General features: G+C 41.7%; 23 protein-coding genes and 2 tRNA genes. 16 read left to right on the plus strand and 9 right to left on the minus strand.

All coding sequences use genetic code 11. From position 1 onward, the window contains the following. Positions 1-17: 17 nt before the first annotated feature. The 7 genes from B0682_RS01145 (at position 18) to B0682_RS01175 (ending at position 7222) form a co-directional block, all read left to right on the plus strand. Positions 18-503 (plus strand): YfbM family protein, encoded by a 486-nt coding sequence (locus B0682_RS01145; RefSeq protein ID WP_078306258.1) that lies wholly within the window; start codon positions 18-20, stop codon positions 501-503. Positions 504-508: 5 nt separating this feature from the next. Then, on the plus strand, positions 509-751 hold the full coding sequence (locus B0682_RS01150; RefSeq protein ID WP_078306259.1) for a hypothetical protein: 243 nt from the start codon (positions 509-511) through the stop codon (positions 749-751). Between the two features lie 12 nt (positions 752-763). Continuing rightward, complete coding sequence (locus tag B0682_RS01155) at positions 764-964, plus strand: hypothetical protein (RefSeq protein ID WP_078306260.1); 201 nt, start codon at positions 764-766, stop codon at positions 962-964. A 139-nt stretch (positions 965-1103) separates the two neighbouring features. After that, entirely contained in the window at positions 1104-2627 is a 1524-nt protein-coding gene (lysS, locus tag B0682_RS01160) for a lysine--tRNA ligase (protein WP_078306261.1), read from the plus strand. Positions 2628-2682: 55 nt separating this feature from the next. Beyond that, the gene (locus B0682_RS01165) at positions 2683-4044 is read left to right on the plus strand and encodes a hypothetical protein (RefSeq protein ID WP_143823216.1); all 1362 of its coding nucleotides are present in this window, start codon (positions 2683-2685) and stop codon (positions 4042-4044) included. A 42-nt stretch (positions 4045-4086) separates the two neighbouring features. Beyond that, positions 4087-6096 (plus strand): DNA polymerase III subunit gamma/tau, encoded by a 2010-nt coding sequence (gene dnaX / locus B0682_RS01170; RefSeq protein WP_240494801.1) that lies wholly within the window; start codon positions 4087-4089, stop codon positions 6094-6096. A gap of 220 nt (positions 6097-6316) precedes the next feature. Beyond that, positions 6317-7222, plus strand: a complete 906-nt coding sequence (locus B0682_RS01175; RefSeq protein WP_078306263.1) for a LysR family transcriptional regulator — start codon at positions 6317-6319, stop codon at positions 7220-7222. Positions 7223-7383: 161 nt separating this feature from the next. Here the strand turns inward: B0682_RS01175 and asd are convergent, their stop codons facing one another. The 3 genes from asd to B0682_RS01190 all read right to left on the minus strand — a co-directional run bounded on the left by asd (position 7384) and on the right by B0682_RS01190 (position 10330). After that, positions 7384-8517, minus strand: a complete 1134-nt coding sequence (gene asd / locus B0682_RS01180; RefSeq protein ID WP_078306264.1) for an aspartate-semialdehyde dehydrogenase — start codon at positions 8515-8517, stop codon at positions 7384-7386. Between the two features lie 332 nt (positions 8518-8849). Next, the gene (locus tag B0682_RS09705; RefSeq protein WP_276206608.1) at positions 8850-8972 is read right to left on the minus strand and encodes a hypothetical protein; all 123 of its coding nucleotides are present in this window, start codon (positions 8970-8972) and stop codon (positions 8850-8852) included. Positions 8973-9154: 182 nt separating this feature from the next. Next, positions 9155-10330, minus strand: a complete 1176-nt coding sequence (locus B0682_RS01190; protein ID WP_078306266.1) for a glycosyltransferase — start codon at positions 10328-10330, stop codon at positions 9155-9157. A gap of 874 nt (positions 10331-11204) precedes the next feature. Here B0682_RS01190 and B0682_RS01195 point away from each other — a divergent pair. Further along, positions 11205-11280, plus strand: a tRNA-Val gene (locus B0682_RS01195). Between the two features lie 84 nt (positions 11281-11364). After that, positions 11365-11441: transfer RNA gene (locus B0682_RS01200), tRNA-Asp, on the plus strand. Between the two features lie 147 nt (positions 11442-11588). Here B0682_RS01200 and B0682_RS01205 read toward each other — a convergent pair. Further along, positions 11589-12308, minus strand: coding sequence for a Bax inhibitor-1/YccA family protein (locus tag B0682_RS01205; protein ID WP_078306267.1), 720 nt, complete (start codon positions 12306-12308; stop codon positions 11589-11591). A 339-nt stretch (positions 12309-12647) separates the two neighbouring features. Here B0682_RS01205 and B0682_RS01210 point away from each other — a divergent pair, with 339 nt between their 5' ends. Both B0682_RS01210 and B0682_RS01215 read left to right on the plus strand, forming a co-directional pair. Next, complete coding sequence (locus tag B0682_RS01210) at positions 12648-13646, plus strand: NAD(+) kinase (RefSeq protein ID WP_078306268.1); 999 nt, start codon at positions 12648-12650, stop codon at positions 13644-13646. A 2-nt stretch (positions 13647-13648) separates the two neighbouring features. Continuing rightward, positions 13649-13963, plus strand: a complete 315-nt coding sequence (locus tag B0682_RS01215) for a YeaC family protein (RefSeq protein WP_078306269.1) — start codon at positions 13649-13651, stop codon at positions 13961-13963. 86 nt (positions 13964-14049) lie between these two features. Here B0682_RS01215 and B0682_RS01220 read toward each other — a convergent pair whose 3' ends face one another. The 4 genes from B0682_RS01220 to B0682_RS01235 form a co-directional block, all read right to left on the minus strand. Next, positions 14050-14424, minus strand: a complete 375-nt coding sequence (locus B0682_RS01220) for a HopJ type III effector protein (RefSeq protein WP_078306270.1) — start codon at positions 14422-14424, stop codon at positions 14050-14052. A gap of 14 nt (positions 14425-14438) precedes the next feature. Next, positions 14439-14684, minus strand: a complete 246-nt coding sequence (gene csrA, locus B0682_RS01225) for a carbon storage regulator CsrA (RefSeq protein ID WP_078306271.1) — start codon at positions 14682-14684, stop codon at positions 14439-14441. 332 nt (positions 14685-15016) lie between these two features. Further along, positions 15017-16306 carry an aspartate kinase gene (locus tag B0682_RS01230; protein ID WP_078306272.1) on the minus strand — a complete coding sequence of 430 codons (1290 nt, stop codon included), beginning with the start codon at positions 16304-16306 and terminating at the stop codon, positions 15017-15019. A gap of 131 nt (positions 16307-16437) precedes the next feature. Next, positions 16438-17346, minus strand: coding sequence for a LysO family transporter (locus tag B0682_RS01235; protein WP_078306273.1), 909 nt, complete (start codon positions 17344-17346; stop codon positions 16438-16440). A gap of 308 nt (positions 17347-17654) precedes the next feature. Here B0682_RS01235 and B0682_RS01240 point away from each other — a divergent pair, with 308 nt between their 5' ends. The 3 genes from B0682_RS01240 (at position 17655) to B0682_RS01250 (ending at position 19939) form a co-directional block, all read left to right on the plus strand. Beyond that, on the plus strand, positions 17655-18296 hold the full coding sequence (locus B0682_RS01240) for a MarC family protein (RefSeq protein ID WP_078306274.1): 642 nt from the start codon (positions 17655-17657) through the stop codon (positions 18294-18296). A gap of 404 nt (positions 18297-18700) precedes the next feature. Continuing rightward, positions 18701-19249, plus strand: a complete 549-nt coding sequence (locus B0682_RS01245) for a hypothetical protein (RefSeq protein ID WP_078306275.1) — start codon at positions 18701-18703, stop codon at positions 19247-19249. Positions 19250-19363: 114 nt separating this feature from the next. Further along, positions 19364-19939, plus strand: a complete 576-nt coding sequence (locus tag B0682_RS01250) for a hypothetical protein (protein WP_078306276.1) — start codon at positions 19364-19366, stop codon at positions 19937-19939. An 80-nt stretch (positions 19940-20019) separates the two neighbouring features. Here the strand turns inward: B0682_RS01250 and rluB are convergent, their stop codons facing one another. Then, complete coding sequence (gene rluB, locus B0682_RS01255) at positions 20020-20934, minus strand: 23S rRNA pseudouridine(2605) synthase RluB (protein WP_078306277.1); 915 nt, start codon at positions 20932-20934, stop codon at positions 20020-20022. A gap of 405 nt (positions 20935-21339) precedes the next feature. Here rluB and cysS point away from each other — a divergent pair, with 405 nt between their 5' ends. Together cysS and guaB are read left to right on the plus strand one after the other, a co-directional pair. After that, positions 21340-22788, plus strand: a complete 1449-nt coding sequence (gene cysS / locus B0682_RS01265; RefSeq protein WP_420845495.1) for a cysteine--tRNA ligase — start codon at positions 21340-21342, stop codon at positions 22786-22788. A gap of 375 nt (positions 22789-23163) precedes the next feature. Next, on the plus strand, positions 23164-24636 hold the full coding sequence (gene guaB, locus B0682_RS01275; RefSeq protein WP_078306281.1) for an IMP dehydrogenase: 1473 nt from the start codon (positions 23164-23166) through the stop codon (positions 24634-24636). Positions 24637-24677: the final 41 nt, after the last annotated feature.

Consider the following 24677-nt stretch of genomic DNA (forward strand, 5'->3'; position numbering starts at 1 on the left):
TTTTTTGGATAATTGTTATGGGTATGTATTGTGATTTGATTGCTTTACCAAGTGATAAAATTGATGATTATCTTAATGATGAAGAATTTGAAAGTGATGATTATCCGACTTGCAGTTTGGATAAAATGTGGCACGGTTTAAATTTTATTTTAAATTCCATTAAAAATAATGAAATAAACCATAAAGTGCTAGAATATGTGATTTTTGGTGAAGATTGTTTGAACCCAGAAGTTACCGAAGATGGCGATTTTCCAACCAATTATAATAAGGTAGAAACCGTTAATCAATTAGCGGTTGAATTAAAAAAAATTAATTTTTTAGAATTGATTAAACAAGTAGATTTTAAAGAATTATCAAAAGCCGAAATTTATCCAAATGTTTGGGACGATGACAGTGAAATTGATGATATTAAAGAAGGTTTGCAAGATTATTTTGCCAATCTTGTTAAATTTTATCAAATAGCATCAGATAAAAGCTATGTGGTTTTATCATATATTGGATAATCAAAATGCTTAAAAAAATCCTTTACTTTTCGTTGATTGGTTTGCTATCGGCTTGTACCCAAAATCACTTGACAATGGATAATAAAACAAATAACGAGACGCCAAAACCAATAAACCAAACCCTATTGGCTAATAAACCTTTAACTGCCAAAGACATCAAACACCCACAAGGCAAAACCGCAACCCCTAGCGAGATTGCCAAATGCCAAAGACAAGGTGAAAAAATTAGCCCACAAGGATTAGGATAATTTGATTTTTGTGTGGTGGAATTTACCGACAAAGAAAAAGTGTGTACGGACGGTAGTCAATGCCAAGCAGGGCGGTGTGTTACTGATGGACAATCTTTTGATGATGAAGTTGGCACACTTGTCAAAGGCGTATGCCCAAGCAATAATGTGCCATTTGGTTGTTATGGCACGGTCAATAAAGGTCAATTTGGTGGGTTTTTGTGTGTGGATTAACAAAATACAACCAAGCTAAATCGCAAGGTGTGTATTATGCACCAATTTTTAGAAAAATAGTTAATTATGGTGCGTGATACGCACCTTACACTTATTTAAACAAACAATTTAATTTTTAAATTTAACTAAGGTTTTAATTATGTCAAAAGAGCCCCAAACCCCAGAAACGCAAATCAGCGAAAATGATTTAATTGCTCAACGACTTACCAAATTGCAAGAATTGCAAACAAAAGCCCAAGCCAATGGCAAAACTGCTTATCCAAATACTTTTAAGCGTGAAGATTACGCCCAAGATTTGCAAGAAAAATTCGCTAATGTGGATAAAGAAACCATTGAAAATGGCGAAAAAGTCTATGCCAAAGTGGCAGGGCGAATCATGCTTAACCGTGGCTCATTTATGGTACTGCAAGACATGACTGGGCGTATTCAGTTGTATGTTGCTCGCAAAGAATTGAATGATGACACACTTGCCTTAATCAAAAGCTTGGATTTGGGTGATATTGTGGCGGTCAATGGTCATATTGGTCGTTCTGGCAAAGGTGATTTGTATGTGCATATTGAGACCCTTGAGTTATTAACCAAATCTTTGCGTCCACTGCCTGATAAATTTCACGGTTTAAGCGACACCGAAGCCCGTTATCGCAGTCGTCATCTTGATTTGATGACCAATGATGACAGTCGTCATGCTTTTATCGTGCGTAGCCAAGTCATTGCAGGCATTCGCAAGTTCATGCTTGGTGAACGCTTTATGGAAGTTGAAACGCCAATGATGCACGTCATTCCAGGCGGAGCGGTGGCTCGTCCGTTTGTTACTCATCACAATGCGTTAGACATGCCGTTATTTTTGCGAATTGCCCCAGAGTTGTACCTTAAACGCCTTGTGGTTGGTGGCTTTGAACGGGTGTTTGAGATTAACCGAAATTTTCGCAATGAAGGCGTATCGGCTCGCCATAACCCAGAATTTACCATGATTGAGTTTTATCAAGCTTATGCTGATTATCAAGATTTGATGAAGTTGACCGAAGAGATGCTTGAGACTTTGGCAAATGACATTCTTGGCACAACAGAACTGAATTATCAACAAGAAGCGATTAGCTTAAAAGCCCCTTTTGTTCGTTTGCCAATGACCAAAGCCATTGAAAAATATGCACAAAACTTTGACATGAGCAAAATTAACGACCGTGCGTATTTGGCAGATTATGTCAAAAATGAGCTCAATCAGGAAGTGAAAGACATCTTTGGTATTGGCAAATTACAAACCATTGTGTTTGAAGAAACCGCAGAAACCAGATTGCGTCAGCCAACGTTCATCACTGAATACCCAGCAGAAACATCACCACTGGCTCGCCGTAATGATGCCAACCCACAAATTACCGACCGTTTTGAGTTGTTTATTGGTGGGCGAGAGATAGCCAATGGCTTTAGTGAGCTGAATGATCCAATAGACCAAGCCGAACGCTTTAGACAACAAGTGGCAGAAAAAGACGCAGGCGATGATGAAGCCATGCACTATGACGCTGAGTTTATTGAAGCGTTAGAATACGGTTTGCCACCCACAGCAGGGGAGGGTATTGGCATTGATCGTTTGGTGATGTTATTTACCGATGCCCCAAGTATCCGAGATGTGATTTTGTTCCCCCACATGAGGCGTAAGGAGCAGTGATGGCACTGATGTCAACATAAGAACAATGATTTTAACACAAGGGCAACAAGTCGCCATGAAAATCAACCACCACCAATCTCACCAAACAGCCACCGTTTCAAAACCCAATACGGTGGTCAGCCCATCATCGCAAACAGATACCGAACAGTCCAAACCAAAGCATAGCCAAGCGGTGGTGATGGGTTTTGAAAGCATTTTAAATGACACGTTTTTATCCATGTATGTGCAATTGGAATTGGCAACGTCATTCAATGCAGGTTATGATGCGGTGCTTAAAATAGGTAATGCTCGCATTTATCTGTTGTATGACAAAATCGGATTTTTTTCAGATACTGAGCATGTGTCTAAAAATGCCCTACACCAACACAGCCAAGCGTCAGTGAATGATTTGATAAAACGACACCTTAACATTCAGCAACGCCTGCCAAACCAACGCCCGCCAAATCATAAAGACACTCAGCAAAGCGGTCAGTCGCCAAAGACGTTTTTTGTGGGACTGTCAGATTTATCAGTCACCTTTAATGAACAAGATTATCAAATCAACCACCAGTTTGGCAGTGCGTATTTTCAAGAGCAGTGCGTGCTAGATTATGACGATGCACATCGGGTGCTGTTGGTATATGGATTAAAAAGCTTTGTGCAAATCATTCAAATACTAAACACCCCTGATGATTTGGTGGCATTTTTTGAATATCACCGTCAAGCGTTGGTTAATATGACGGTGTATCCCAATGAAATGGTGTTGGCACAGACCTTCATTCATTCGCCTGAGTTTTATCAGCGAGCATGGCAAGTTGAAAATGAACTTATCAGCATTGGTATGTTGGATAAACATGACACTCGTTTGGTCAATGCCATGCAAAAAGGTGATGAACACATCACCAAACAACTGATAGAAAAAATGATGGTTTGCTCAAATATTTGGGTCAAATTGGTGCGTCAGCTGACCCAGCGACTTTATGAAAACACCATGACCTTAGATGATAAAGCCAAGCAGATGCTCAGCTTATTGGTGCAAGAATCGCTATACACTCGTATGAAGCTGATGGAAGATGTGCTTGATTATGCCAACATGCCATTAGAAGACCGCCGTCAAGGATATGTGTTGTATCAGCATTCCTATAGCGAGTTTGGTCGTCCATACATGTTGATTGTCTATGCCAAAGATTCCAATAGCTTACTGACACGGCAAAGAATCAACCAAGATAACATGGACTTGCTGATTGACTTAAACAGCGAGTTGCAAGACCCTGTGATGAATGATTTATTTTTGTTGGGATTTGACATGTCTCAAGCAAATGAAGAAGGGCAAGTTAACGTAACCATGGACGTGTATCATCAACCTGCATCTAAAATGTCAGAACTGGAGCGTTATTTGCATCGTCAGCTCACCGAACTAAAACAAGCTCAAAGATGATTTTTAACCTTTAACCTTTAATAAATTCTTGATAAATTTTTAATGAACCAAGCCCAAACCCAAGCCACGCAACCAACCGCCAACGCTTCTTTAACAATGCCTTATCAGGTGTTGGCAAGAAAATATCGCCCACACAATTTTCATGAATTGGTTGGGCAAGAGCATGTCAGTCGTGCATTAATCAACGCCATTGAGCAAAATCGCCTGCACCATGCGTATCTATTTACAGGCACTCGTGGTGTGGGCAAGACCACCATCGCTCGCATTTTAGCAAAATGTCTTAATTGTGAGACGGGCATGACCAGTACACCATGCGGGGTTTGTGGTCATTGTGTGGCAATAGATCAAGGGCGATTTATTGACTTAATTGAGATTGATGCTGCTTCTCGTACCAAGGTTGAAGACACCCGAGAGTTGTTGGAAAACGTGCCTTACGCCCCAACACAAGGTCGTTATAAAGTGTATTTGATTGATGAAGTACACATGCTCTCTACCCACAGTTTTAATGCCTTGCTCAAAACCTTAGAAGAGCCACCAGAGCATGTGAAATTTTTGCTTGCCACCACCGACCCACAAAAACTACCAATTACCGTGATTTCTCGTTGTTTGCAGTTTGTGTTAAGACCATTAACCGAGTCTCAGCTTTTTGGCCATTTGCAACATGTGTTGGATAAAGAGCAAATCAGCCATCAACCAGAAGCCTTATGGCAATTGGCACATTCAGCACATGGCTCAGTGCGAGATGGGCTGTCATTGACTGATCAAGCCATTGCTTTTGCTGATGGGCAATTAACAGAAGCGTTGGTTGTTGATATGTTGGGCGTGATTAACGCCACCGATTTACAAGCTTTGCTGACGGCCATTCATCATGACGACCGTCATGGTGTCATGGGCATCTTAATGCAGATGCGACAAAAGAGCTTGGATGCTGGCAATGTGTTAAATGAGTTATCAGACCTTTTGCACCACTTGGCGTTATTACAGCTATTGCCAGAGATGGACTTGGGCATATCACCCCAGAAGTTAGCTAAACGCCAACAGCTGGCTTGGCAAATTCCCAGTGAGACTTTGCAACTGTATTATGAAATCGTCAACAAGTCTCGTGAATCTTTGTCATTGGCTCATTCACCGACACAAGCGTTGGAGATGTGTCTATTGCGTTTGCTTGCCTTTAGACCACTTGGTTCAAATGAAGCATGGGTGGGTCATGTCAGCCATCATCACAATCATGAACATAAACACAATCATGAACATGAGTATCATCATGAACATGATGAGCATCAGCATCAATATGATGAGTCATCTGATAACCAAAAGCATGCCTTAAATGACGGCATACAAAATGATAACGAAAATCATGGCAATCCTCATGACAGTCATCACGCCAATGGTGATGTTCCAAACAATGATGACGGACATCAACACGGACATCAACAAAGTAACACATCAACGCCAACAATAATCGAACCAATTGAACAATCTTTAACCGAAACAGAATTAACCGCAGCAACGCCAACCAAACTACCGACCGAACCAGCGTCAGTATCTGCCAATGACCCAAGGTCGTTGTTGCAATGTCCTCCAGCTGACTTGACTGGACAATGGAATGAAAAAAAATGGGATTACTGGCTATTTCTTGCCAGACAAGAAGAGCGTCTTAGCACAGATGAATTGGCACTTGCCAATCAAGGGGTCATGACAGGTGATATGCAGGGCGAAAGTGTGTTTGTCAGCCAGACACAAGCCAAAAACTTTATCAACGTTTTTGAGCGATTGGTGGGCGTGTTGCAACAAGATTTCCCCAATGCCAATTTTCAGCTAACCGCTGACGCATCGTTAGCCGATATGATGCAAAAAACAGACGAGCCTAAATTACCAAAAGAAAGACAAAAACATCGACAAAATTTGGCAGAGCAACAAGCCATTAAACTTCTGGAACAAACACCTGTCATGCAACAATTAAAACAGCAGTCAGGAGCAACGATTAATCAGATAAAACTTAGGGCATATTCTCAATATGAGACATCTAAAAGACAAGTAAAGGACATCTGAATAATGTCTAAAAATTACCTGATTTAAAAAACTGATAGTTGTTTAATAATGTTAACCAATTTTCGATAAAGTGTCATTTTATGTGCTTAGAATGTGTCTAAATGGATAAGTTATTCATATATAATCTGTCATAATAACTGTATGAATTTTTTATTGATAAGTAACTTAGGCTTAGTAACTTAGGCTTAGTAACTTAGGGTTAAATAAGGTTAGAAAAGATATGTTAGAGAATTTGCGTGGAATGGCAGTATTTGCAAGCGTTGTTGACCATGGCTCGTTCAGTGGGGCTGCTAAATCATTGGGCATCACCACCAGTGCTGTTAGTCAGCAAATTCGCGCCCTTGAAGAAGACTTGGGCGTTATTTTGCTCCACCGTTCCACTCGCAAACTTAACCTAACCGAAGCAGGGCAGGGTTTTTATACCGCTGCTAAAGATGTGGTTAGCGCCGCTGAAGAAGGTCGAATGCGTGTCAATCAACTGCGAGATGATTTGGCAGGAACATTACGCATCGCCACCACGCCACAGTTGGGGGTTAATCACATTTTGCCAGCCATATCTGGCTGGGTTAGTCGCCATAACGAGCTAAATATCGATTTTTTGGCAGATAATCGCTACATTGATATGATTGAAGAGCGTGTTGATTTGTCTATCCGTATTGGCTCAATGTCGCTTGAATCTCGCCTTAGTGCTCACTTTTTTGCCAATGTGCGACAAGTATTGGTGGCATCGCCCAGTTATTTAAATAAACACGAACCCATACAAACCCCAAAAGATTTATCTTCACATTTATTCATTGGCATTGAGCTGATGAAAGATGGGCATCTGCTGGATTTTGCTGAACACGACAGCAATAAAAAAACTCGCATTAAAATGAGCAGTCGTTTTACCACCAATAATGTGATGATGGCAACCACCATGGCATTACAAGGCTATGGTTTGGTGCGATTGATGGCGTTAGATGCCAAGCCTTATCTACAATCAGGTGAGTTAATTGAAGTCTTACCTAATTACGATTTGCCCAGTAGTGTGTTGTATGCCGCCACGCTAAAAAAAGAACGCCAGCCTGTTAAAGTTGAGCGTTGTTTAGAAATGTTACAAGCGTATTTTCAAAACATCAATGAATAAAGCATGAATAAATCATCAATGGACGACGCTGATTCATCATTGATGACACCTGCCTTAAAATCCCCCTTAACCCTGATTGGTTTAAGGGGGTTGTTGGCTTAAAAGGGTGAATTCAGTTTAAATGAGCTTAAAGAATCATGTTTTATGTTCGGTGTGCTGTTTTATGCTTTATGATTTTTAATGATGCCAAGCATACGGCGTAATGGTTCTGCCGCTCCCCAAAGTAATTGGTCGCCCACCGCAAAGGCGCTTAAGTATTGCTCACCCATGTTCAGCTTACGCAAACGCCCCACTGCCACAGTCAATGTGCCAGAAACGGCAACAGGAGTCAGACGCTCCATGGTGGCTTGTTTGTCATTTTCTACCACATCTAGCCAAGCGTTGTCGCTGTTTTTTAACGCATGTTCAATGTCTTGTAATGGCACATTGTGTTTAAGCTTAATGGTCATCGCCAATGAGTGGCAACGCATTGCCCCGATACGCACGCACAGCCCATCAATGGCAATGCGATTGGCATCGGTTTTGCCTAAGATTTTATTACTCTCAACACTGCCTTTCCATTCTTCTTTTGACTGACCATTGTCTAATTGGCCATCAATATAAGGGATAAGACTGCCTGCTAATGGCACACCAAAGTATTGTGTGGGGAAGTTATCGCCACGTTGAGTATCGATAATGGTTTTATCAATCTGCAAAATGGCACTGGCAGGGTCGGCCAATTTATCTTTGACGCTGTCATGTAAAACCCCCATGCCTGCTATCAACTCTCGCATGTTGTTTGCACCACCACCACTGGCGGCTTGATAAGTCATGCAAGACACCCATTCTACCCAGTCTTGTTTGAACAACTCCCCAATTGCCATCAACATCAAAGACACGGTACAGTTACCACCGATAAAGTCTTTTACCCCATGATTAAGGGCATCTTTAATCAACTCACCATTAATGGGGTCTAGCACAATCACACTGTCTTCTGCCATGCGTAAGCTGCTGGCAGCATCAATCCAATAACCTTGCCACCCAGAATCTCGTAAGGGCTTATGCACTTGGTTGGTGTAGTCGCCACCTTGACAGGTGATGATGACGTCACATTGGCTTAAGGCATCAATGTCGTGAGCGTCTTTAAGTTTGCTGGCAGGCACACCATCAAAGTTAGGGGCATCACCGCCAGCATTACTGGTAGAAAAAAACGTCGGAATAATGCCTGTAAAATCCTTCTCAGCCTGCATGCGTTGCATCAGAACTGAGCCAACCATGCCACGCCAACCCACAAATCCTACCGACAGTTCACTCATAAGCGTTAATCCTTCTTGACAATATAAATCACAATCAATCAATGAATAAAAAAATCAATGAATAAATAATGAATAAAATAAATAAAAGAGACATGAATAAAAAGACACATGATGGCAATTGCCAATTTGCCATATTAGCAAACTTTTTATCTGTTCGCATCTATGTTGAGAAATTTTATGTTGAGAGATTTTATGATTGTATGATGAAGTCAAAAATATCAACACAAAAATATCAACACAAAAATGTCAGCAAATGCTTACAACACAATCCGCTTTTGTCAGCTGGGCAAATTGGCACAATTTGCTAAAATGTCCCCATCAGCACAAGGAAATCAAGGATTGATGTCAGTGTTGAGATTAAACTTCTTTCTACTTGCCACTTTTTGGTTGAATGGATTGGGTTTGATTTGATAAGGAATGTCGTTTGCGTCGTGTCGTTGTTTCGCTTTTGGCAAAGTTTCGCTTTTGGCAAAAAGCGACATTGACGTAAAAGTAAAAATAGCAAGTTCATAACTCGGTTAATGACTCAGTTTATCGCTAAGTTCATAAAACTAAGCTCATAAAACTAAGCTCATGGCTAAGTCTCCTCCTAGACCCCAAGCGTTTGCCCTCGCTTGGGTTTTTTTTATGCTCTTTATTATGCACTGTTTTTGGCGATTTGGGTTGGTTGGCTAAAAAAAGGCGGTATTGGTTCACCGTCTATCAGATGTTGATAGACGGCAAAAGTATCATCAATGGTTTGTGTTAACTCAAACTCTTGTGGCATGGGTGGTCGACTAACAATGTCCAGTTGATTTTTGATGATTTTAATTAAAGTAGTGGCATTTTGCTGTTTGACTAACCCTTGTGGGTAAAGTGGTCTTAAAATCTCAGAATACGCCGCTTTATCCCAACCAACCACAGGTGTGCCTAAATGCAGGGCTTGTAAGATGGTGATGCCAATGGATTCAGGTTCATTTGCCAATGCCACCACCACATTGGCAGCGGCCAGCCACTCACGCATGTCATTACGCCGACTGCCCACAAAGCTAATGTGGTCTTGCAGTTCTAACGCATACGCACGTTGGCGAAATTCTTCATACACAATGTCGCCATTATCTTTGTCGTCATCCATGATGATGATGTGCAAGTTTGGATATGTTTCAGCCAAATTACCCAAAATATCAATCAGCCATTCTTGCCCATATTGTTTGCCAATTAGGGTAGGAAACAGCAACCATTTTTTATGTTCAAGTTCAGGGAATTCAGCAAAAGTACGCCGTAACCAATACACAGATGGGTTGTAGCGATAAGGATACATGCGAGTGTCCACACCACGATAGATGCGTACAATCGATTTATCTGCCAGTTGATGCTCAGACAGCCCTGCCATTAAGTATTGGGTAACGCTGTCTGAAACGGTGATGATGACATCAGACATCAGTAAGGCTCTGGCATAGCGGTTGATGGGATAAAAACCATACATGGTGCTGACTAATTTGGGGTTTTTATTAAGCTTGGCTTTTCTTAATGCCCAATACAATACCCATGCAGGTGTGCGTGAGTGCATATGAATGATGTCAGGTTGATACTGTTCAATCAGTTTGCGTAAAGCCCTTATTTTTAATAAAGACAGCCAAGATTTTTTTTTCATCTCAAGTTGGTGATATTGATTGCCTTCTCGGATAAGGCGTTTAACCAAGTCGTCATTCATATCAGCACTGGCGATGATGATGGATTGACCACCATTTTTGATGACCTTACGCCCCAGCTGATAAATGCCTCGCTCAGATTCATCATGTTTGAGTGAAGACAACAGACGCATGACAATCATAGTAAATGCCTAATAAAAAGGAGTGGTCGCTTAAAAAAGCAAAAATAAGGTGACATAAAAACCAATTAGGCATCAATGACGCACTATTATAACCAACATTTACCATTTATAGTAATTTTTGTTATAAATAACGATACTGCCAGTTATTGCAAATCTGTCCACTTCTATTTATTTTTATTGCATCATCAAATATGATTAGTATCAGGTAGCATTCATGATAATGATAATAAAGAAACTTATGATTTGGTGGTTGTATTACTGTCAATACCATCAGTTAAGACCTTAGTTGCTCATATCGCCATGTTGAGTATCTAAGCTTCTACCCAATTAAAGCGATGCTTAAATCAATGTCTTAATCAGTAAGGCTAGCCATCAGACAGCCGTTATGGGCAGATGGCAGACTGACTGCCAGTGTCAACCAAGCCATCATGGATGACAAATCTGCTCAAGAGTCGGTTTATGTGAGTCAAAATGAAGTGGCAAAAAACACCATTGATGTATGAAAAAGCTATGTAACCGTTGTCGCTTTATAAGAGTTGTATCTAGACAATATCGATAATTAGCATAGGTTACCGTTTGTTCCTATTTTTTTATTATAATTTAAGATTTACTATATATCACTTTAGGTAAGTAGCTAGACAATTTTAGATTATAATCTGGTTTTACTTGGATAGGGCTTGGTGAGCGTTAATCTTAACGCTCTTTTAAGGGCGAGTTAAAGGGTGAACGTGTTGAATGGATGCTCTTGTGCCAAATGGCTGACCCTAAATGGCTAACCATAGGCTTCATGTGAAAAATTTAAAAAAATGCAAAAAAAGTTTGACAGCCAACGTAAAATCTATATAATACACTCCCACAAGCAAGGATAGAGCAAGGGTGGTTAGCTCAGTTGGTAGAGCGTCTGCCTTACACGCAGAATGTCGGCGGTTCGATCCCGTCACCACCCACCAGCATCTTGCTCATGCCTTTTTTGGTTAGGTAATTGGTTAAGCTTAAGTGATAAATTGCTCACCAGTTTAATCAAAGCAACTTAAGCAGCGGTAGTTCAGTTGGTTAGAATACCGGCCTGTCACGCCGGGGGTCGCGGGTTCGAGTCCCGTCCGCTGCGCCATATTCAAAACTTGTCATAAGTTTCGCCCCACACTAACCCCCAGTGTGGGGTTTTTATCATCAATAAATCTAATCAACCTAACTAACAAACATAAAAAACCCCAGCAATGCTGGGGTTTTATGTGGACATGACGACGTTGATGGCGGATTATTCTTGTAGATAGCTTAACAAGCGTAAAAACTCCACATACATCCATACCAAAGTTGCCAAAATACCGATGCTAAATAGCCATTCAAAATCTTCTGAAATGCCCATTTGTACGCCACGGTCAATGTTATGAAAATCCAGCAACAAACTAAATGAAGCAATCACCACCACAAATAAGCTAAAACCAACGGCAACCAGACCACCATCAAATAAAAATGGCAAGCTAGAGCCAAAGGCAACAAAGCCCCACTGTACCAAATACAAAAGCATGATGGCGATGACCGCTGACATCAAAATAGAGCGGAACTTTTGAGTGACTTTAATCACCCCAGAGCGGTATAGCCCCAGCATCACCGCTGCGGTAACAAAGGTTGCACACAAGGCGGTTACTGGCACGGTGGGATACATTCGCATAAAAAACAGCGAAATGCCCCCCAAAAACAACCCTTCTAAAACCGCATAAGGCACTGCCAGCGTGCGAGCCATGTGGGGTTTAAAGGTCATAAATAACCCCAACCCAAAAGCGGCAAACATACTGCCAAATGCCACCATTTGGATAAAGCCAAAACTCAACGATGCTGACAGAGCATAAAAGAAAAATCCAATGGCACTGACGCCAGTTAAGCCAAGTACAAAAGCGGTTTTTTGTATCACACCTTTGACAGTCATGGCACGACCGCCTACCGCCAACTCAGCACGAGAAATAATCGGATTTGCCATATGTATTATCCTATTGATAAATAAAAATCTATTATAGATAAAAAATATCTGCAACCAAAAATACAGACAAAAGAAACAGATAAACTTAAGCAATATGGCTAATAATGTCAATATGAGAATTGTCAATATTGTCTAAAAGCCATGATTGCACACATCATCATTGTATGAAATCCATGAATAAATTTGTGTTTATTGTTTATGTTGTTTGGTTAGGGTGTGTTATTTGTCGTGGCATAAAAGGTTGGCTTGATAAAAACAATGACATACCCAATTTTAACAATAATCAGTATAATAAGCGTCAAATTGCTTTGATAAAGATTGCTTTGATAAAGATGAACCATGGTTAATATTAATAACAAAACTCAATCTGACCACCCATCAGACATACCCCCAGTAGATTTATATCAGCACCCTGCCTTTCGCCGTATTGGCTTAATGGGGCGAGCAGGCAAACGCAGTGTGACAGAATCGTTGGTACAGATTGGGCAAGTGATTCATAAAACGTTTGGGCTTAGCCTTATCATGGACGTGAATACCGCCAATTTGCCCACTTTGGATTTGACTCAATTACCAGCCGTGCAGATTGTTAAAAGGCAGATGATTGGTGAAGTTTGTGATTTGGTCATCGTGGTGGGTGGTGATGGTTCTATTTTGCATGCTGCCGAAGCATTGGCTTGCTATCGGGTGCCTGTGCTGGGAGTCAATCGTGGCAGACTGGGATTTTTGGCAGATGTTAATCCAGAAGACATCACCAAAAAACTCACTCAAGTGTTGATGGGTAATTATGAGCTGGATAATAGATTTTTATTAACACTTGAGATACAAGAAAATGGGGAGATTGTGCATCAAGACATGGCACTCAATGACGTGGTGTTACATGCTGGCAAGTCGGTGCATATGATTGATTTTCAGCTGGATATTGATGGGCATGACGTGTATCGTCAGCACAGCGATGGTCTGATTGTCGCCACGCCCACAGGGTCAACTGCCTATGCTTTATCTGGTGGTGGACCAATTGTGTATCCAAGCATGGATGCCATTTGTTTGGTACCGATGCACCCACACACGCTGTCAAGTCGCCCCATTGTGGTCAGTGGCTCAAGTGAAGTGATTATCCAGATTCATCGTGATAATCGCACCCAACCGATGGTCAGTGCCGATGGTAGAACCAGCGTGCCACTGAACCAAAACCAACGCTTACATATTCGCAAGCACCCTGACAAACTCACTTTGTTACACCCCCCCGGATTTGATTTTTATAAAGCTTGTCGCACCAAGCTAAACTGGAATGTCCCTGCTGAAGATTTTGTATTGCCAGATGATATGGATAAGGAATAAAGATGCAAAAACAAGAGATTTTAAATGCTCTAACCCCTCAAATTGTTGATAAATTTCGCACTGCCATAGAGATAGGTAAGTGGGAAGATGGGCATAAGCTTAGCGATGAACAAAGACAAATTTGCCTACAAGCGGTGATGATATGGGAACATGAAAACCTACCGATTCATGAACGCATTGGCTACATTACCCGACCTGTTGATGATGAAGGTGAGATGGTGGGGGCTGATTGTCAAATAGAGCATGACCAACATTACCCAAACTTACCTAACCCAAAAGGAGCAATACAGCCTGTTAGCTTTAAAAAAAGTCCTTAATCACACGAATGGCACCCCACCCATCTCATCACGTCCATCAATAACAATCAACATCAACAACAATCAACAAAATCTGACATCAAACATCAAATATTGTTGACATTGACATCAGGACGGAGTGATAAGGGATTATCTTGCATTAAAAAGCCTTGCCAGCCCCAATGCAAAAAGTTACGGATATTGGCGTGGTCAGTACCATTGGGGGTTGATTTGACAGCATCATAATGCTCAGCAAATAGCTTTAGCGTATCGAGTTGTGATAGTCCATGTAATTTGGCTAAGGCAAATATTTTGGCACTTTTTTCGTTTTCACCAATCGCATTGTGCTGTTCACCATTGACAAACGTTACTGGCACATAACGATAATAATCATCAATATAATTAATCACATCATCGAACCGCATGGTTTTGTTATCAATGGCATTTAAAATGGCAGAAATGTCAGTTGAACGCACGCCCATGTTGGATTGCTCCTTTAGCGATTAAAATAATCTTCATCATCAAATGATGTGGGATAGTTGGGTTCTTCCAAATGTTGCATTTGGTTGTGCATGGTGCGTTCGTGTTGGATACGTTGATAAATCTCTTCACGATGCACGGCGATGTCTTTGGGTGCATTGACACCTAAGCGTACTTGATTGCCCTTAACACCAAGCACACGCACGCTGACTTGGTCGCCAATCATCAAAGTTTCGCCAACACGGCGAGTCAGAATTAACATTGATATGCTCCTAATGTCCTTTATATCTGGCAATGGTTGTTATGTTTTACGGTTATTATGTTTTACGGTTGTTATGTTATGGGGTTTTATATTTCATCGGTTTTGCGTTTAATGGCTTACCCAATGCCAGGCGGACACAATCAGTCCATTGATTGTTGAATACAACAATGTTTAGACATTAACCGCCTAGATATGAGATGGTTACTGTTCAGACATTAATGAGCCAAACAGTTAAAACCTTTGTTGCAGCATAGTATAACGAATTTTGGCAAAAAGGTCATAACATTGACGCAGAAAAAAAGCCATTTCGCTCAAGAACATCAACAAGAACATCAATCCAAACCAGCCACTTCACTCACGCCAGATTCTCTGTCTAAGCCAAAGGCGGTGTGTAGTGATTTGACTGCTTTTTCTAGATGTTGTTCTTGTACCAGTACTGAGATTTTAATTTCACTGGTAGATATCATCTCAATGTTGATGTTGTTTTCTGCCAATGTCTGAAACATGGTGCTTGCCACGCCAGCATGTGAACGCATGCCCACACCCACCAATGACACCTTAACCACTTTGTCATCACCAATGATGGCTTTTGCACCGATGTCATTTTTGACTTCGGTGTTCAGGATATGTAAGGCTTTATCTAAGTCGTTATGATGCACGGTAAAGGTAAAATCAGTCAGACCGTTGTCTGAGATGTTCTGTACAATCATATCAATTTCGATGTTGCTTCGACCGATTGGGCTTAAGATGGCAGAGGCAACGCCAGGATTGTCAGGCACGCCACGCACCACAATTTTGGCTTCATCACGATTAAAGGCAATGCCTGAAATGACGGCTTTTTCCATGTTGTTTCCTTCATCTATGGTAATTAGTGTGCCCACGTTTTGTTTAAAATTATCGTCAAATTTGCCATCAATATTGTCATCAAAGCTGGATAATACCCTAAGCGGTACTTGATATTTGCCTGCAAATTCAACTGAGCGGATTTGTAAAACCTTTGAGCCCAAGCTTGCCATTTCTAGCATTTCTTCAAAGGTGATTTTGTCAAGTTTTTTGGCTTTTGAGGTGATACGAGGGTCCGTGGTATAGACTCCGTCCACATCGGTATAGATTTGGCATTCATCGGCTTTTAAGGCAGCTGCCAATGCCACACCTGTGGTGTCTGAGCCACCACGCCCTAAGGTGGTGACATTGCCTTGTTTATCCACCCCTTGAAATCCTGCAACAATGACCACTTTGCCAGCGTCTAAGGCAGTTTTTAGTTTGCTGTCGTCGATAGCATCAATGCGAGCCTTATTATGGGTGCTGTCGGTCTTGATGGCAACCTGCCCCCCTGTGTAAGATACCGCATCAACCCCCGCTTCTTTAAGTGCCATTGCCAATAAAGAAATAGACACTTGTTCGCCTGTGGATACCATTTGGTCATATTCACGAGGGTCAGGATTTGGGCTGATTTGATGAGCTAAGTCAATTAGGCGGTTGGTTTCGCCACTCATGGCAGAGACCACCACCACTGTCTGATGTCCATTGTCGTGCCAGCATTTGACTCGTTTTGCCACATGTTTGATTCGGTCAATACTGCCCATGGAAGTACCGCCATATTTTTGAACAATCAATGCCATTTAAGCTACCTTACTTGCTGAATTTTATAAAACTTAAATTTTAAGAACTTAATTTCACAACCTATTAAAAATAGCAACCATATTAAAAAGCCACTGATATTAAAAACTCAAGCCGTTCTTTATACCACAATTTATCCCAACTGAGCAAATACTGTCATCAAAATGGGTGATAATAGATTGATGATAAAGCCAAAGCTGACTGCCAAAGCGGCTGCTTCTTTGCCACCTGATTGATGGATAATAGGTAAGGTGAAATCTAAGCTGGTTGCCCCGCCACTGCCAATAGCAGCACTGGGCGAATGTGTCATCAGCAGTGGAATGAACATTAAGGCAAAAAACTCTCGCCCCAAGTCATTAAACAGTGCCACACTGCCCCAAACTGCTCCATAAGCATCACCAATCACGCCAGCAGACAGTGAATACCAACCAAAGCCTGATGCCAAAGCCAGCCCTTGATACAGACTGACTTCAGGCATCAGCCATGCAAAGACAACCCCGCCGAACAGCACGCTGATGGTAAATATCATGCTGATTGCCACGCCACGGCGATTGAGCAGGACGGTTTTTAGTCCAATGCCAGAGCCTTTTAGCGAAAGGCCCACCAAAAGCAGCAACAGCATCAGCACATAACGCACGCTGTCTTTTGGTGGCAGTAAGCTTTCTGGCATAAGATGACCCAAACTCATGCCAACAAACACACTGCCCACTTGCATGGCTGTGCCAGCAATACCAAGTATTTGTATGTTGGATTTGTGGTTAAACTGTCGTTGCCAAGGTTGGCATTTGTCATAAAGCATCAGCCCAATCAGTCCAAAACCAATGGTTAAAAACATCAGCAACAGCACTGACAGACCAATTTGCCAAAGCTGACTCAGCAGATTATTAACCTGTGCCAACTCAATCCCAAGCAATAGCAATAATAATAGCACCACATGGCGTAAAGCCGTGTCGGTTTTGGCATGCATGTTTTTGTTGATGGGCAACACATATCCCAAAAATAACGGCAATAATATCAAAATAAGACTGGTAAAATTGGACATACAGGCTCGAAAGCAACAATAAAATGGCAATAGTAAACTGGCAATAATAGACTTACCATATTATCGCATCAGCGATTGAATGCCAATATTATCGATTGTCTTGATTATCGACTGCCTTGCACAATGAAACAGCATGACAAACAACGGCATGTCAATTGCATGTCAATTAACAGCATAACAAACAAAAATCATCGCATTTGTGCTAGAATTTGTTGCTTTAAACCGTATGGGTTTGTTCTTTTATTTTACTAAGCTTATTTTACCAAGCTTTTTTGCCAAATACTTATTTTTTCTTATTGGTCAGCTTTATGGATACCGAAATCATCAAAATCATTCTTGCCTTTATTGTGTTGATTAACCCATTTAGTGCTTTGACCATTTTTGTGGACTTAACTCGTGATTATGATTTGACTGCTCGTCGTCATGTTGCCCAAATTGCTGCGTTGACGGTGTTTGTTACCATCAGCTTTTTTACCATTGCAGGGGAGAGCATGCTTAAGATTTTGGGCATTTCTGTTGGCTCATTTCAGGTGGCAGGTGGCATATTGGTATTTTTGATTGCTTTGAATATGATGAATGGCGAAGGCAATCCAGTCAAGCCCAATGAAGAAAATCTTGACCTTAATCATGTTCAGGAAGTTGTCCCATCAGCGGCATCAGCTGTTGTACCGCTTGCCATTCCCATGTTAATAGGGCCAGGGGGCATCTCGACGGTGATTATTTATTCATCACAAGTCTCTGGCATTTGGCAGACAGGCTCTATTATTGTGGCAGGGTTGTTTATCAGTGTGTTTTGTTATTTGTCTTTGATGGCAGCAGGTCGGGTCAGCCATTTTTTGGGTGATACAGGGCTTAACATCGTTAGTCGCATCATGGGCATGTTATTGGCTGCCGTGGCAGTTGAGATATTGGTGAATGGTCTTCGTACCATCTTTCCACAGTTAGGCTAGCTTACCACAGTTACCAATCCTTACTTATGGATAAAAGATATCGTATTATATTGTACACGATGATTTGTGATTGTTGATGGTAATGGCAGTTTATTCCAATGACTGTTTGTTCTTGTGCCAATCCAATCATGTTTCATTTAATGGGTGATAAAGTTTCATCAAGTGTTTAAAAAATATTTAATGATTTGGTGTTGTACCATATACCATATGAGGTATTTTATGAGAAATTTTGTTTTTTATTTTCTGTGCGTTTGTTTTACTGGCTCAAGCGGAACAGCCCACAATTGGCAGTAGAAAGTAATTGAGTATGGTAAAGTAATTGAGTATGGTTGAGTTGCAATGCCATTATTTAATGATTGAACCATATTGAACCATAAAGATATGTATAAAGGTAAAGGTATCCCATGACCCAAACGACTGCTATATTCATTGCGTTTATCTTGTATGGTGTGCTTCCCATGGCAGGGGTTTTTTTGGGTTATAAAGGTTTCAAAAAACTCACCCAACCTAAAATGCTTGAGTATCATGCCATGCCCAAACTTGGGTACATTCCAGAAAAATCTTTACCCAGCGATGTAAAAATGACTTTAGATGCCATTAATGCCAAGGGTGAAAGGCTCAAATTGCTTTATGGCGATACCAACAATGACGGTAAAATAGATGACCATGATGCCGTCACAGAAAGTTATGTGATGATAAAAAAACTGCTTGAAGAACATATCCCACAAGCGGTGTCAGATTATCGGCGTTTAAATGACTTGGGTGATGATAGAACCAAAACCATCACCATTGCACAATCGGGTATCACAGGCAAACAGGCTTTATTAGACGTGCTAAATACCATTAATGCCCAATTTGATGACATGACCGATGCCATTTATCATCAAGATGGGCAAAAGCTGTTGATAGCCAATCGTTATCTTAAGTCACGTTTTGATGAAGCACAACGGTAAGTCTTATGGTGTGATAGCCCTAAGTTAAGTTGATGTTATGTGATAAGTTGATGTTCAGTGATGTGATGAAGCGATGCGGTAAAATAAGCGATGTGGTAAATATGGGGGCAGATTATGGGGGTAGTGCTTGGGATTGTGGCGGTATTGGGTGTGGGTGGTGCGTATGTGTTGCGTAAAGGTTGGTTTGCGTTTCATAAAGCGGTGGGAATCACGCCCGGAACGATGATTTATGTGCCACCTGAGCAGTATCAGCCAGTGTTGTTGCATCTGCCACTTGATAAAAATCAGCTTATGGCGTTGCCAGTTACCATGCGACAAAGACTGGCTCAAATAGACCAAAAAGCTCAACGTTTACAATCTTATCATGATAAGCCATCTTTACATTACCCTGATGAGAGACGTTTTGTATTGGTGAGGCTGTTACAAAATGAGTTGCCACAGGCGATTGGTCATTATCACCGTTATCAACATGAGCGATTGTCTAAACATTCATTTGATGTGTCAAAGTTTGATGTAAACAAGGTTGATGTAAAAAAAGTTGATATGCCCAAGGCAGATGATGAATCTTTGCAACTGCTTGAGCATATCATGATGAATGTTGAAAGTCGATTAGATGCTCTGCTTGATGACCATGAATCAGACAGTTTACATGAACTCAATGTCATCAAACGCTACCTTGATATAAGGTGATTGGACATAAAATAATTAAAAAGTGGTCAGTGGTTTGCTGCCAGCCTGTCAAAACTCAACCTGTCAAAATCATTGATTGGCTAGCGACGATGCACATGCTTGCCACGGCGAGCTTTGAGTGGGTTTTTCTTGATGCGTTCAGTTTTGCGTTTTGCCATGCCATAAAGCCCTGTGCCTTGACGTGGGCGAAGATTGACCAACTCAATTAAAGAATGAATGTCTTTTTTATCCAATTCAATAAACCGCCCTGTTCTTAGTTCTTTGGGCAGATTGACTGTGCCATATTGGGTGCGTAATAGTCGTGATACCCTCAAGCCTTGTGATTCAAATAATCGTCTGACTTCACGGTTACGCCCTTCTTTTAACCGCACATGATACCAGCGGTTGACCCCTTCACCCCCCCCTTCGACAATGCTGTCAAATTGAGCCGGCCCATCTTCTAGTTGCACGCCTTGTGTTAGGTTGCGTGCCATCTCTGGAGTAACTTCACCAAGTACTCGAACGGCGTATTCTCGCACCACTTCATTAGATGGGTGCATCAGCCGATGTGCCAACTCACCATCATTCGTAAACAGTAACAAGCCTGTGGAGTTGATGTCTAAGCGACCGACCATTACCCAACGGTCATTGGTAAGCTTGGGTAAGCGGTCAAAAACGGTGGGGCGACCTTCGGGGTCATGGGCAGAGCAAATTTCACCTTCGGGTTTGTAATATGCCAGCACTCGGCGGCGTTTTTCGTTTTCGCTTTTAAATTTAATGGGGCGGCCATCAACACGGATATCATCACCTTTGCCAACACGGTCGCCAATGCTGGCAATCACCCCATTGATAGACACTCGCCCTGATTTGATGATGTCTTCCATCTGCCGTCTTGAGCCTAAGCCCAATCTTGCCAGTGTTTTTTGTAATTTTTCGGTATTGCCTGTGGCGATGCTGGCGGTGATACTGGCATGGCTGGTCTGTGTGGTATTGTCTGTGGTATTGTCGTGGGACATGGTGGCTCCAAATTTGGCGTTAGACATTTCACAATGTGTGCAGATGCCAAAGGATAGGTTTGGCTTGATTGGTGTTTCATCAAGCAAATCAAACAGTCAGAATAAACTAAAAATAAGAATAAACATAATCATAAAACTGCCATTTTATAACAATCTTAAGCATTTTGATAGTTTTGATGGTTGGGTAAATGGCTTTTTGCAAGGTAATTGATTAAAATAGACCAGCAACCAGCGATTAGTCAGATGACAGACAATCATCAGTGTTTGAGTCTTTTTATGATGATGTTGGTTGAAAGTAATATAAGTAATCATGGTTGAAAGTAATCATGGTTTTGAAAGTAATAATGGTTTTGAAAGTAATAATGGTTGGTTGAAAGTGATATGAGTGCAAGCCAAAATGACATGATGATAAATGATATGGTGATATACGATTCATTGATGGGTAAAAAACGCCCCTTTGTCCCTATACACGCTCCCAAAGTTGGCATGTATGTGTGTGGCATGACGGTGTATGATTATTGTCATATCGGACATGCACGGGTCATGGTTGCGTTTGATGTCATTGTTCGTTGGCTACGACATCGGGGTTATGATGTGACTTACGTGCGTAATATCACCGACATTGATGACAAAATCATTCAGCGTGCCAATGACAACAACGAGTCTATTCACGACTTGACCGCTCGCTTTATTACCGCCATGCACGAAGATGCTGATGCGTTGGGTTGTCAACGCCCTGATAAAGAACCTAAAGCCACCGATTTTATTGATGACATGCAGGGCATGATAGCCACCTTAATGGATAGGCAGTTCGCTTATGTGGGTGATGATGGCGATGTGTATTATGCCGTCAACCGCTTTGCTGATTATGGCAAACTGTCCAAACGTAAACTTGACGACATGCAGGCAGGTGAGCGAGTGGCAGTTGCTAAAAGCAAAAAAAGCCCATACGACTTTGTGTTATGGAAAGCCGCCAAAGTAGGTGAACCACAGTGGGCATCGCCTTGGGGAGCAGGTCGCCCTGGTTGGCACATTGAATGCTCTGCCATGAGTACGCAGTGTTTGGGCAATACTTTTGACATTCATGGTGGTGGACATGACCTGCAATTTCCGCATCATGAAAATGAAATTGCCCAATCTGAAGCTGCAACAGATTGCCATTATGCCAACACATGGATACATGTTGGTTTTATTAATGTAGATGGTGAAAAAATGAGCAAATCTTTGGGTAATTTTTTTACCATTCGTGATGTGATTGGTAAGTATCACCCTGAAACGGTGCGTTATTTTATTTTATCCAGTCATTATCGCAGTCAGGTGAATTTTTCTGACACAGCCCTTGACGAAGCACACGCCAGCTTAAGCCGTTTATATCATGCGTTAAAATCGGCTGAGCAGTTTTTGGAGCATGAAATTGCACCCCACCTATCGGCAGATGCGTTGAGACAAACGGACTTTAAACAAACGGATAACAGGATAAGCCAATTTGAGTCGGCGATGAATGATGACTTTAATGTGCCAGCAGCATTGACCGTGCTTTTTGGCTTGGCCAAAGAGTTGAATGTCGCCATTAAAAATGAAGATAAAAACTTAGTCATGGATTTGTACGCCAAACTCAAATATCTGGCCATGCCTTTAAATATATTACAGTCATCGCCACAAGAATTTTTGCAAGCGTTGGTTGGTGGTGATGCTGGATTACGTGGCGAGCAAATCGAAGCGAAAATCCAACAACGTGCTGATGCCAAAGCAAGCAAAAACTATGCTCAAGCTGATGCCATTCGTGCTGAACTTTTGGCTCAAGGCATTGAATTGGAAGATGGTAGACAAGGGACGACATGGAGAAGGATTTAATGGTCATGACATGATGAGTCTGGTTTGGTTGACTGATTGGGCTTGCTCAGATGTTTTTGTCAGCTTGCATAAAATCTATTTGCATAAACGCCATGATTGGCATAATATATGCAGTTAATCTAAAAAATTATCTGGTGGTGTCAGTTGAACTTATTCATATTCGTACCAACAGTTTATACCAACAAACGACATCAAAAGGCTGGGCAGGCAACTGTTCAGCCTTTTGTGGTTATGAGTTTCCCAAATTCTTAGTTTAAAGACTTAGTTTAAAAAGTTGATGGCTGATAAAATTAATGGCTTATAAAGCGAATCACGGTTATTAGTTATTTATTAGTTATTGAGTTAATTACAAGCAAATGACAGGTGTCTATTCTTATGTTACGAATTGTCAATGAAGCATTAACCTTTGATGATGTTCTTTTATTACCTGCCTACTCTGAGGTATTACCAAAATCAGTGGATTTACGCACTCGCTTGACCAAAGGCATTCAGCTTAATCTGCCCATCATCTCCGCTGCCATGGATACGGTTACCGAATCTAGCATGGCAATTACCATGGCACAACTGGGTGGCATGGGTATTTTGCATAAAAACATGAGCATCGAAGAACAAGCCACTAAAGTGCGTCGAGTCAAGAAATTTGAAGCAGGTACGGTGGTTGATCCGATTACCGTTACCCCTGATGTCCGTGTTGGTGAGCTGTTACGGCTGACAAATGAGCATAACATCAGTGGTGTTCCTGTGGTCGAAGCAGGCAGTGATAAAGTGGTGGGCATCGTAACGCATAGAGATTTGCGATTTGAGACCAATCTTAATCAACCTGTTGCCAATGTCATGACACCAAAAGATAAACTGGTAACGGTCAAAGAGGGTGAAAATAACGAGAACATCAAAAAACTCTTGCACGAACATCGCATTGAAAAAGTCGTGGTCATTGATGATGATTTTAATCTTAAAGGATTGATTACCGTCAATGATTTTGCCAAAGCAGAAAACAACCCTAATGCCTGTAAAGATGACAAAGGCAGGTTGCGTGTGGGGGCTGCTGTGGGGACGGGGGTAGACACGCAAGCACGCATTGAAGCTTTGGTGGCCAATGATGTGGACGTGATAGTGGTGGATACCGCTCACGGTCATTCTAAAGGCGTGATTGAGCGGGTCGCTTGGATTAAAAAACACTTCTCTCACATTCAAGTCATCGGTGGCAACATTGCCACAGGTGATGCGGCACTTGCTTTGCGTGATGCTGGGGCAGATGCGGTCAAAGTGGGCATTGGGCCGGGGTCAATTTGTACCACTCGCATCATTGCTGGCATTGGTGTGCCACAAATCTCTGCCATTGATGATGTTGCGACTGCTTTAAAAGACAGCATTCCATTGATTGCTGATGGTGGTATTCGTTTCTCTGGTGATATGGCAAAAGCCATCGCTGCTGGGGCATCGTGTATCATGGTTGGCTCATTATTAGCTGGCACAGAAGAAGCCCCAGGAGAGGTTGAATTGTTCCAAGGTCGCTATTATAAAGCTTATCGTGGCATGGGCAGTTTGGGGGCAATGTCTGGTCAAAATGGCTCGTCAGATCGCTATTTTCAAGATGCCAAAGACGGCGTGGAGAAGCTTGTGCCAGAGGGTATTGAAGGACGTGTGCCTTATAAAGGGCCAGTCAGTGGCATCATCAGCCAAATGGCAGGTGGCTTACGCTCATCGATGGGGTATACAGGCAGTGCCACCATTGAAGAGATGCGTAAAAACCCTAAGTTTGTGCGTGTGACGTCAGCAGGCATGAAAGAATCACATGTGCATGATGTGCAAATCACCAAAGAAGCCCCAAATTATCGCATTGGATAATCTGGATAATGGCAAGTAAAAAAAGTAAAAACCAAACATTT

The sequence above is a fragment of the Lwoffella lincolnii genome (genome assembly GCF_002014765.1).
Lineage (GTDB): Bacteria > Pseudomonadota > Gammaproteobacteria > Pseudomonadales > Moraxellaceae > Psychrobacter > Psychrobacter lincolnii.

What these genes read in the sequence shown, in the direction of transcription:
- B0682_RS01165 (WP_143823216.1), top strand. Translation starts at nt 2,683, where the DNA reads ATGAAAATCAACCACCACCAATCTCACCAAACAGCCACCGTTTCAAAA.
- B0682_RS01190 (WP_078306266.1), bottom strand. Translation starts at nt 10,330, where the DNA reads ATGATTGTCATGCGTCTGTTGTCTTCACTCAAACATGATGAATCTGAG.
- lysS (WP_078306261.1), top strand. Translation starts at nt 1,104, where the DNA reads ATGTCAAAAGAGCCCCAAACCCCAGAAACGCAAATCAGCGAAAATGAT.
- guaB (WP_078306281.1), top strand. Translation starts at nt 23,164, where the DNA reads ATGTTACGAATTGTCAATGAAGCATTAACCTTTGATGATGTTCTTTTA.
- B0682_RS01230 (WP_078306272.1), bottom strand. Translation starts at nt 16,306, where the DNA reads ATGGCATTGATTGTTCAAAAATATGGCGGTACTTCCATGGGCAGTATT.
- B0682_RS01175 (WP_078306263.1), top strand. Translation starts at nt 6,317, where the DNA reads ATGTTAGAGAATTTGCGTGGAATGGCAGTATTTGCAAGCGTTGTTGAC.
- rluB (WP_078306277.1), bottom strand. Translation starts at nt 20,934, where the DNA reads ATGTCCCACGACAATACCACAGACAATACCACACAGACCAGCCATGCC.
- B0682_RS01250 (WP_078306276.1), top strand. Translation starts at nt 19,364, where the DNA reads ATGGGGGTAGTGCTTGGGATTGTGGCGGTATTGGGTGTGGGTGGTGCG.
- B0682_RS01215 (WP_078306269.1), top strand. Translation starts at nt 13,649, where the DNA reads ATGCAAAAACAAGAGATTTTAAATGCTCTAACCCCTCAAATTGTTGAT.
- B0682_RS01210 (WP_078306268.1), top strand. Translation starts at nt 12,648, where the DNA reads ATGGTTAATATTAATAACAAAACTCAATCTGACCACCCATCAGACATA.
- csrA (WP_078306271.1), bottom strand. Translation starts at nt 14,684, where the DNA reads ATGTTAATTCTGACTCGCCGTGTTGGCGAAACTTTGATGATTGGCGAC.
- B0682_RS01145 (WP_078306258.1), top strand. Translation starts at nt 18, where the DNA reads ATGGGTATGTATTGTGATTTGATTGCTTTACCAAGTGATAAAATTGAT.
- dnaX (WP_240494801.1), top strand. Translation starts at nt 4,087, where the DNA reads ATGAACCAAGCCCAAACCCAAGCCACGCAACCAACCGCCAACGCTTCT.
- cysS (WP_420845495.1), top strand. Translation starts at nt 21,340, where the DNA reads ATGATAAATGATATGGTGATATACGATTCATTGATGGGTAAAAAACGC.
- B0682_RS01235 (WP_078306273.1), bottom strand. Translation starts at nt 17,346, where the DNA reads ATGTCCAATTTTACCAGTCTTATTTTGATATTATTGCCGTTATTTTTG.
- B0682_RS01205 (WP_078306267.1), bottom strand. Translation starts at nt 12,308, where the DNA reads ATGGCAAATCCGATTATTTCTCGTGCTGAGTTGGCGGTAGGCGGTCGT.
- B0682_RS01245 (WP_078306275.1), top strand. Translation starts at nt 18,701, where the DNA reads ATGACCCAAACGACTGCTATATTCATTGCGTTTATCTTGTATGGTGTG.
- B0682_RS01220 (WP_078306270.1), bottom strand. Translation starts at nt 14,424, where the DNA reads ATGGGCGTGCGTTCAACTGACATTTCTGCCATTTTAAATGCCATTGAT.
- asd (WP_078306264.1), bottom strand. Translation starts at nt 8,517, where the DNA reads ATGAGTGAACTGTCGGTAGGATTTGTGGGTTGGCGTGGCATGGTTGGC.
- B0682_RS01150 (WP_078306259.1), top strand. Translation starts at nt 509, where the DNA reads ATGCTTAAAAAAATCCTTTACTTTTCGTTGATTGGTTTGCTATCGGCT.
- B0682_RS01240 (WP_078306274.1), top strand. Translation starts at nt 17,655, where the DNA reads ATGGATACCGAAATCATCAAAATCATTCTTGCCTTTATTGTGTTGATT.